Consider the following 4489-nt stretch of genomic DNA (forward strand, 5'->3'; position numbering starts at 1 on the left):
GGTCCGGACCCCGGGGGTGGTGAGGGCGCTGGTGCTGCTGTTCGAGCAGTTCTGGGGCCCTGCACTTCGCGGCGGGCGCCGCGGTGACCGCGGGCGCGGCGGTCGGGGCCGGCCAGTGGCTGCTCAGCCCCCGGTTCCGGCGGCTGTACCGGCGCGCGCTCCCACCGGCGGCGGCCACCGGCGGCACGCCCACCCCCGCGGCGGGCCGCCGGTGAGCGCCGACAGCCCCGGGGCCGGCGACGGCCCCCGCCCCGCCGCCCGGCCCCAGCGGATCCTGCTCACCGGCGCGGCCGGCTTCCTCGGCAGCGCCCTGGTCCGACGGCTCGGCAGCTCGCCCGGACACCGGGTCGTCGCACTGGACCGCCGCCCGCTGCCGCCCGGACTCGCCGCCCTGCCCTCCGTGGAGTCCGTGGTCGGCGACGTCCGGGACCGCACGCTGCTCGGCCGCCTGACGGCCGAGGCGGACGTGGTGGTGCACGGCGCCGCCGCGCTGCCGAGCCACCCGGCGGCGGAGATCCGCTCCGTGGACGTCGACGGCACCCGCACCGTCCTGGACGCCGCCCGGCGGGCCGGGACCGACCGGGTGCTGCACATCTCCTCCACCGCGGTCTACGGCCTGCCGGAACGGACCCCGACCCCGGAGTCCCACCCGCTCGTCCCGGTCGACCCGTACAACGCCGCGAAGATCGCGGCCGAGCGGATCTGCGCCGACCACCGGGACCGGGGCATGTGCGTGCCCGTGCTGCGCCCGAAGACCTTCATCGGCCCCGGCCGGCTCGGCGTGTTCGCGATGCTCTTCGACTGGGCGCTGGACGGCCGGGGCTTCCCCGTCCTCGGCGGCGGCCACACCCTCAACCAGATGCTGGACGTCGAGGACCTCTGCGACCTGGTGACCACGATGCTGACCCTGCCCGCCGACCGGATCAACCGGGAGTTCAACGTCGGCGCGGCCGAGTACGGCTCGTTCCGCGAGGACTGCCAGGTCGTCCTGGACCTCGCCGGCCACGGCAAGCGGGTCGTCCCGCTGCCGCTCGGCCCGGCGAAGGCCGCCCTGCGGACGCTGGCCGCGCTGCGGCTGTCGCCCGTCTACGGACGCCTCGTCCAGAAACTCACCCGGGACTCCTGCGTCGACATCACCGACGCCCGCGAGGTGCTCGGATTCACCCCCCGCCACTCCAACGCGACCGCCATCGAGCGCAGCTTCACCTGGTACCGCGCGAACCGGTCCGCGGTGGCCGGCACCACCGGCCGGACGCACTCCGACCGCTGGCGCGAGGGTGCCCTGCGCACGGTCAAGGTCCTCTTCTGACAGCAGTGAAGGGAACGGAAGTGAGTACTGCGAGCGAGTACCGCGAGGGCCTCGTCGGTCCGCCGGTCCATCCACCCGACGGGGACACCGGCCCCCCGTCCGCCGAACTGCCCGGGGAACCGGGGCGGTCGCCCGAGGAGCCCGGACGCGGCTCACTGCTGCGCGGGCTGCTCCGGCTGGTCCGGCCGTACCAGTGGGCGAAGAACGCGGTCGTCCTGGTGCTGCCCCTGCTGGAGTCCGGCACCTCGCCGTGGACGGGCGTCGCGAACGCGCTGCCCGTCCTGGTGCTGTTCGTCCTCGCGTCCTCGGCCACCTACGTCGTCAACGACCTCGCCGACCGGGAACGCGACCGCCGCCACCCGGTCAAGCGCCACCGCCCGATCGCCTCCGGGGCCGTCCCGGTGCCGGCCGCCGTCGTGCTCGGCGTCCTCCTCTACCTCGCGCTGGCGGGCGGCTCGGCGCTGGTGGGGGCCGCCGCGGTCCCGGTGCTCGCCTACGCGGTCACCAACATCCTCTACAGCTTCGTCCTCAAGCACGTCTCGGTGGTCGACGTGTTCGTCATCGCCACCGGCTTCGTGCTGCGGGTCTGCGCCGGCGCCATGGCGGCCTCCGTCTCGATCTCCTCCTGGTTCCTGCTCTGCGTCTTCTCGGTCTGCATCCTGCTGGGCTTCGGCAAGCGCCGGCACGAGCTGACCTCCGTCCAGGGCGGGCCCTCCGAGCTGCACCGGCCGGCCCTGCGCGCCTACTCCGTCCCGTTCCTGAACAGCATGGTCACCTTCGCCGCGTCGGTGACCGTGCTCGCCTACGTGTCCTTCCTGCAGAGCGACGCCGCCGCCGGCGGGATGCGCCAGCTGCGGATCCTGCTCTCCACCCCGCTGGCGGTCTTCGCGATCGCCCGCTACCTGCAGATCCTGCTGGTCAGCGAGGGCGGCGGCGAGCCGACCAGGACGCTGTTCACGGACCGGATCATGCTCGCGGTCGGCGGGCTGTGGCTGGCCGGCTTCGGCCTCCTGCTGGCGGTGCAGTCGTGGTGACGCTCCCCCGGGCCGCGCCCGGACGCCCCGGACTCCCCCGGCCCCGGCGCTCCTGGTTCCTGGCCGACCGTCCCGCCACCCGGCCGGTCCGGCTGCTGGCCGCCGTCAGCGCCGTGTGGCTGCTGTTCTGCGCGCTCCAGGAGGCACTGACCGGGCGGGCCTGGTTCTGGGTCGTCCCCGGCGCCGCGCCTCCCCCCGTGCTGCTCGGCGTCCCGCTACTCCTGCTGCTGGCCGCACTGGCCGTCCGGCTGCGCCGCAGCCGCAGCCGGGTGCGCTGGCCCGTCGTCATGGGCGCGCTCTCGCTGGCCGTCGGGCTGGACCAGTCCGGCCTGACGCTGGCCGCGGCGACGGCCGACCGGACGGTGCCGCCCGGCGCGATCCACGTCGTCGCTCAGAACACCGAGTACTGGGGCTCCGACGTCGGCCCGGACCGCTTCTACGCCTACCTCAAGGCCCAGCACGCCGACGTGTACCTGCTCCAGGAGTACCTGCACTGGGACGACTCGGCCGGCGCGGACGGCGCCCGCGAGGTCGACGACACCGCCCGGCTGAGACGCGAGTTCCCCGGCTACCAGGTCGTCACCCGGGGCGAGTTGGTGACCCTCTCCCGGTTCCCCGTGGTGGCGCAGCCGCCGGTCGGCCCGGACCGGGCCCTGCGGGCGGGCGGGGACGACGACTGGTCGCACGTCTTCGCCGGCGCCAAGGTGCTGCGCACCGACCTCCAGGTCGGCGGGTCGGTGGTCTCCTTCTACAACGTCCACATGCTGGTGCCGGTCGCCCACGGCATGCCCCCGCAGGACTTCCCGGCCGACGTGCACCGCCGCCAGCGCGAGCGCCGGCAGCAGTTCGACGGGCTGGTCGGGGACGTCCGGGCCAACGCCAACCCCCTGTTCATCGCCGGCGACTTCAACACCAACGCCGGCATGGGCGACCTCAACGAGCTGCGCGGCCTCGCCCAGGACGCGGCGGACGCCGGCGACACCGTCCTGCCGATGTCCTGGGACGCCGGCAGCTGGCACGACTGGTGGCGCTTCGACTGGGCGTTCACCGCACACGGCGCCCGGACCCACCGCTACGCGCTGAGCAGCCCCGAAGGCACATCCGACCATCTCCGCCAGGACGCCTGGATCTCCGGGCCGGCATCGGGAGGCACCCATGGCTGACGCACGACCCACGGTGTCGGTGATCATCCCCAACTACAACTACGAGAAGACCATCGCGGCGGTCGTCGAGTCCGCCCTGGCGCAGACCCACCCCGTGCACGAGGTGATCGTCGTCGACGACGGCAGCTCGGACGGCTCCCCGGAGATCGTCCGGCGCTACCCCGTCCGGCTGATCACCCAGCGCAACGGCGGGGTGTCCGTCGCCCGGAACCGGGGGGCGGCCGAGAGCACCGGCGACATCCTCTTCTTCCTCGACTCCGACATCGCGCTGGACCCGGACGCGGTCGCGAACGCCGTCGCCCTGCTGGAGGAGCAGCCCGACCTCGGCTGCGTCCACGGGGTGGTCGGCAAACGGGCGCTGTTCGACGACGGGCCGGTGGAGCGCTACCGCGTGCTGCACGAGTACTGGTGGCGCCGGCGCGCCACCGGCCGGGTGCGCACCGTCTTCTTCGCCATGTGCGCGATCCGGCGGGAGGTGTACGAGGAGATCGGCCCGCTGGACGAGACCCTGCGGGAGTCGGAGGACGTCGAGTACAGCGAGCGACTGGCCGCGAAGTACCCGATCCTGCTGACCGAGCGCATCTCCGGGCGGCACGACGACGTGGACCGGCTGGGCGCGCTGCTCACCGAGCAGTACCGGCGCTCGCAGCTGCTGGTGGCGTTCGCCGGCGCCCACCGCTTCAGCCCGGGGGCGCTCAAGGCCAACCGGATGCCGGGCGTGCTGGCCACCGCCGCCGCCTGGGGCAGCCTGCCGCTGCTGCTGGTGACGCGCAAGGCGGCCGTCCTCCCGGCGCTGGGCGTGGCCTGGTTCGCCGTGGCGGACCCGGGGCTGGCCCGGTTCGTGGTCCGGGACCAAGGGCTGCGGTACTACCCGGTGTTCGTCGGCTACCACTTCCTGCTGCACACCGCGCTGGTGGCGGGCGTCGCCCGGGGCGCGGTGCGGGCGCTCACCGAGCGCGGCTTCCGGCGGCCGCGGCACACCG

Annotated in this window: 4 protein-coding genes; all 4 read left to right on the plus strand. The window is 74.4% G+C overall.

Translation table 11 applies throughout. The annotated features are described in order from the left end of the window. Positions 1 to 211: 211 nt before the first annotated feature. A complete protein-coding gene (locus tag AB0E96_RS38485; protein WP_359831095.1) occupies positions 212 to 1309 on the plus strand; it encodes an NAD-dependent epimerase/dehydratase family protein in 1098 nt (365 codons plus the stop codon). Between the two features lie 20 nt (positions 1310 to 1329). Beyond that, on the plus strand, positions 1330 to 2343 hold the full coding sequence (locus AB0E96_RS38490; RefSeq protein ID WP_359831097.1) for a UbiA prenyltransferase family protein: 1014 nt from the start codon (positions 1330 to 1332) through the stop codon (positions 2341 to 2343). Then, positions 2337 to 3506, plus strand: a complete 1170-nt coding sequence (locus AB0E96_RS38495) for an endonuclease/exonuclease/phosphatase family protein (protein WP_359831099.1) — start codon at positions 2337 to 2339, stop codon at positions 3504 to 3506. Before AB0E96_RS38490 ends, AB0E96_RS38495 begins: the two co-directional genes overlap by 7 nt. Beyond that, on the plus strand, positions 3499 to 4489 hold a 991-nt coding region (locus AB0E96_RS38500; RefSeq protein WP_359831101.1), incomplete at its 3' end, for a glycosyltransferase family 2 protein. The genes AB0E96_RS38495 and AB0E96_RS38500, both read left to right, overlap by 8 nt.

The sequence above is a fragment of the Kitasatospora sp. NPDC036755 genome (genome assembly GCF_040636595.1).
Lineage (GTDB): Bacteria > Actinomycetota > Actinomycetes > Streptomycetales > Streptomycetaceae > Kitasatospora.